This is a genomic window from Mesorhizobium waitakense, assembly GCF_056431085.1.
On record NZ_JBWKME010000131.1, the window covers coordinates 1 to 4,359 of the forward strand.

Annotated in this window: 3 protein-coding genes; all 3 read left to right on the forward strand. The window is 53.9% G+C overall.

Going from position 1 to position 4,359, the window contains the following annotated elements:
- Positions 1 to 291: 291 nt before the first annotated feature.
- From AC07FD_RS26960 to AC07FD_RS26970, 3 genes are read left to right on the forward strand one after another with little or no spacing between them, the layout of a single operon-like run.
- Positions 292 to 1,644, forward strand: coding sequence for an aspartate aminotransferase family protein (locus tag AC07FD_RS26960; RefSeq protein ID WP_478352322.1), 1,353 nt, complete (start codon positions 292 to 294; stop codon positions 1,642 to 1,644).
- Between the two features lie 54 nt (positions 1,645 to 1,698).
- The gene (locus AC07FD_RS26965; RefSeq protein ID WP_478352323.1) at positions 1,699 to 2,019 is read left to right on the forward strand and encodes a N,N-dimethylformamidase alpha subunit family protein; all 321 of its coding nucleotides are present in this window, start codon (positions 1,699 to 1,701) and stop codon (positions 2,017 to 2,019) included.
- Entirely contained in the window at positions 2,016 to 4,277 is a 2,262-nt protein-coding gene (locus tag AC07FD_RS26970; protein WP_478352324.1) for a N,N-dimethylformamidase beta subunit family domain-containing protein, read from the forward strand. The genes AC07FD_RS26965 and AC07FD_RS26970 overlap by 4 nt, the downstream gene beginning before the upstream one ends.
- The last annotated feature ends 82 nt before the right edge of the window (positions 4,278 to 4,359 follow it).

A 4,359-nucleotide genomic window follows, 5' to 3' on the forward strand; every position in this document is an offset into this window, starting at 1 on the left:
AATGGCCGACGGACGCGTGGTGGCCTGTCATGTGCGGGCTCCGGCGACCGACGGCCTCCACCTGCGGCAGCCGAATCATCGACACACTGAAGCAAACGCATGAGAATACTGAGGTCATCTCGTTATGCTTCCAAATGCCAAAAGACCGCGCCTGTCTGTGAACAATTAGTTGCGCCGCGCGCACGAAGTAGATTCGAAAATACATTAGGGTAGACGCAAAGTCTTGTTACTTTGTTGTAACAAAATACTGCCTTTTTGTAACTTCCTTTTTATGTTTAGGAGATGCATTATATGTTGCACGAGAACCAGAAGGCGAGCGCCTCTTTGCTTGGCGCTCAGTCCGAAAAATTGTTCGCCCGCGGCTGCCACGTTATCCCGGATGGGACCAGCCGTGTCAGAGTCGAGCGCGACCCGTTGCCGCGCTACGTCCTCAAAGGCGAGGGCGCCTATCTTGTCGACGTTGACGGGCAGCGTTTTCTCGACCTCAGTAACAATCTCACCACACTAATCCATGGCCATGGGTTTGCTCCGGTGATGGACGCTGTCTCGCGTCTTCTTCGTGATGGCACCTGCTTTACCAATCCGACCGCCCATGAGATCGACCTTGCGGAACTGCTGGTCGATCGCATTCCCGCAATCGACCAGATCAGTTTCGTCAGCACTGGCACAGAAGCCGTGATGTTTGCCATCAAAGCCGCGCGCGCCTTCACCGGGCGCTCTTGTATTGCCAAGATCGAAGGCGCCTACCATGGCAAATATGATTGGGCGGAAGCAGGGGACGGGGGAACGCCTTCCACCTGGGGATCTCCCGACGAACCCATCGCGGTGCCCTCCTACGTGGGCACGCCGGCATCGCTTGCCGGCGAGGTCGTCGTGCTTCGGTTCAACGATGCCGACGGCGCGCGCCGCCGGATTGCGGATGCTGCCGATCGACTGGCTTGCGTTTTGCTTGACCCGATGCCGAGCGGCGCTGGCCTTATTCCGCCTAATCCCGACTTTGTTGCCGCTGTCATCGAAACCGCCCGCCAGCATGATATTCTCATCATCTGCGACGAAGTGCTCAATCTCCGGCAAAGCTATCGGGGGGCCTCCGCACGCTATGGCATTGAACCAGACTTGATTGCAGCCGGAAAAATCATCGGTGGTGGGTTCCCGATCGGTGCTATTGGCGGATCGCGACGCGTGATGAGTGTCTTCGAAGGATCGGCTGGTCACGCCAAGGTGGCCCAAGGCGGCACCTTCTCCGCAAACCCGGTCTCCATGGTCGCGGGCCGTGTCAGCTTAGAAGCCATGACTGAGGCGGCATTCGATGGGTTGGAAGCAATGGGGGAGCGATTGCGCTCGGCTCTTACTGATGCGATTGCTCACCATCAAGCGCATTATGTAATCAGTGGTGCTGCGTCGCTCTTTCGCATCCATCCCAAGCAGAAGCTGCCACACGACTACCGGGAAGCCTATCCTTCGGCCGACGAAGCGGCCGCAATGAAAGCCATGAGCCGGTTCTTCAGAAACAATGGAATCGTTCTGCCCGTGGATACCTCGGCTTGCTTGTCGACTGCTATGTCTGACGCTGACATCGATAAGATCGCAAGCGTTTTTGAGCGGTTCCTCGGGATGTCGGTTTCGCACGGGGAGGCGCGATAATGATGTGGGCCAATCCAACTCCTACGCTGCAAAAACAGAGGCGGCATCTTCAAGATGACCATTAAATCTATCGATCCGATAAACGATCTTGCCTGTGCGCGTGAATTCATGACCATGCCAATCGGCCGCCACAGTCCCAACCTGCAGCGCATCCTGCGCTTTATGCGCAGTGAGCCAGCATTGGAAAAGCCGTGGTTATTAACTTTGGAGCCGGGCCAAAAATGGGCTTTAGTACGCTTGGGTGGTCCCGGTGAGGAGCGGATTGTTTCGCTCAATAAAGTTTACACCGATGAACGCGAGGCAGAGCGTGATGTCTTTGTACAACGTTGGCGAAAATTGACAGGCCAAGACCTGAATCAGGTCCTTTCAAAATGAGTGACTTTCCAAAATTAAGCATTGTTGGGTATGCCGATCGTCAGTCGGTAGCACCTGGTGAGACTGTCCGCTTCATGGTCAGCAAGGAAGGCAGTATCGACCAATACCGAGCCCGCCTTGTGCGTATGCATAGTTTAGATAGCCGGGCGGGCGGCTGTGGGCTCATAGAAGAGGAAGTTCCGGCCGACTTCGCCGGGGTATATCCTGCTCGCCATCAGCAATTAATTACCGGATCCTACATTCGTTTTGCTGAAAGCCAGCAACCTGACTGGTTGGGGAGCTTTACCCTACAAGCCTATATCTGGCCCACGTTGCCAGGCGAAAAGCGTCAAAGCATCATCGCCTATTGGAGCGAGACAGCCAAGGAGGGGGTACGTCTCGAAATAGACAGCAAGGGAGCGTTATCTCTTGTCTTGGCAAGACGTCATGGCGTCGAAACAGTAGTTTCCACCGAAATTCCGCTTTTGACACGCGAGTGGTATTTGGTGTCGGCGAGTTTTGACTTTGAGACTGGTGACGTTTGCCTTTCGCAGAAGCCGCTGCATCGCTACCCTAAGATCAACGAAACGACGCTGGTGCGCACCACAGTTGATATAGGCCATCAATGGTCAGGGGCGGTTTTATCCATCGCGGCTCACTCGACAAAGGGGATTGGGAGCAACTATAGTGGATTCTTCAATGGCAAAATTGACCGCCCACGCTTAGCGCGACGCGCGTTGACCGCTGACGAAATCGTCGCTCTAGCCGCAGATCGGGTGCCAACAGAGCTCTCGCAAGACATCATCGGCTGCTGGGATTTCTCGATTGATCAAGGTACAAATCACATTCGCGATCTCTCGTTGTCCTTACGTCATGGCGAGGCCGTCAATCTTCCGGCTCGGGCAATGACCGGTCACAATTGGGTTGGCGGAAATAATGATTTCAATGTTTTGCCTGGGCAATACGGCGCGATCCATTTTCATGACGATGATATCTACGATGCGCATTGGGAAGTGGATTTTCAGTGGACAGTACCTGATTCGTTGCCGAGTGGATGCTACGCGATTAAGTTAGATAACGCTGACATACCAGGTTACATTATTTTCTTTGTCCGGCCACCTCGGCAGGGAGCGGGAAGACGCCCCAAGGTAGCGTTCTTAGCTCCGACAGCACATTATTTGGCTTATGCCAACTTCCGCCGTTTGAAGGAAAGCAATCTGACGTCGGAAGGTGGGCGTTTATGGCAATTCGGACCTGAAGAGGTGCTGTTGGAGCAGCGTTCCAATTTTGGAAATTCTCTTTATGAACGTCACACCGATGGCAGCGGCGTTTGTTATTCGTCATATCTGCGCCCTGTTCTCAACATGCGCCCAGACACGCGTTTGTCGAGCCTAGCTGGCGACGGTTATGTTTTGGCTTTTTTGCGTGATTGCGAAATGGATTATGACGTAATAACCGATGAAGATCTTGATCGCGAAGGGTGTGGATTGCTCGATCCCTATTCAGTGGTCATGACGGGCGGTCACCCAGAATATACCTCGAAGCGTATGTTGGACGGTTTGAGAGGGTTTCTGCAGCGCGGCGGCCGCTTGATGTATTTAGGCGGAAATGGGTTTTACTGGCGGGTAGCTTTCCATGACACTCTGCCGGGAGTTCTGGAAGTTCGACGTGCTGAAGACGGAGAACGCACCTGGGTAGCAGAGCCCGGCGAATATTACATGAGCTTTACTGGTGAATATGGCGGCTTATGGCGGCGCAACGGTCATGCTCCCAATAAGTTAGTCGGTGTCGGGTTCACGGCACAGGGATTTGACGCCGCAACTTATTACCGACGAAACTGCGATGCAGAAAACCCGCGCGCCCAGTTTGTATTTGCTGGTGTGGACGATGAAATCATCGGAGGCTTTGGTGTTGGCTTTGGCGGGGCGGCAGGTCAAGAGATCGATCGGTATGATCGTAACTTGGGTTCACCGCCGCATGCGCTGATCTTAGCAACTTCCAAAGGTCACACAGACCATACGTTACTCGCCCACGAAGACTTAAATCACACCGATTTAAGTGTTGGCGGGGTCGAAAACGAACTTGTGCGGGCTGATATGGTGTTCTTCGAAACGGGCTATGGCGGTGCAGTCTTCTCAAGCGGCTCCATATCTTGGGTAGCTGCGATGCCCTGGAATAATTTTGAGAACAACGTCGCAAAGATCACGCGAAATGTTTTGCAACGTTTTGTCGATGATGAACCTTTTGCGATGTTTAACGCCGCCGAAGCGAAGCCATAAAGGAGCCACGAGAGTTGCCTTTGGCGTGCACTAGTCTTACTGAGTCAGAAAGTCGCGGATGCGGGGGATTCGCGCTGGTCGC

Excerpts from the sequence above, each read along its gene's own strand:
- AC07FD_RS26970 (WP_478352324.1), top strand. The coding sequence starts at position 2,016 with ATGAGTGACTTTCCAAAATTAAGCATTGTTGGGTATGCCGATCGTCAG.
- AC07FD_RS26965 (WP_478352323.1), top strand. The coding sequence starts at position 1,699 with ATGACCATTAAATCTATCGATCCGATAAACGATCTTGCCTGTGCGCGT.
- AC07FD_RS26960 (WP_478352322.1), top strand. The coding sequence starts at position 292 with ATGTTGCACGAGAACCAGAAGGCGAGCGCCTCTTTGCTTGGCGCTCAG.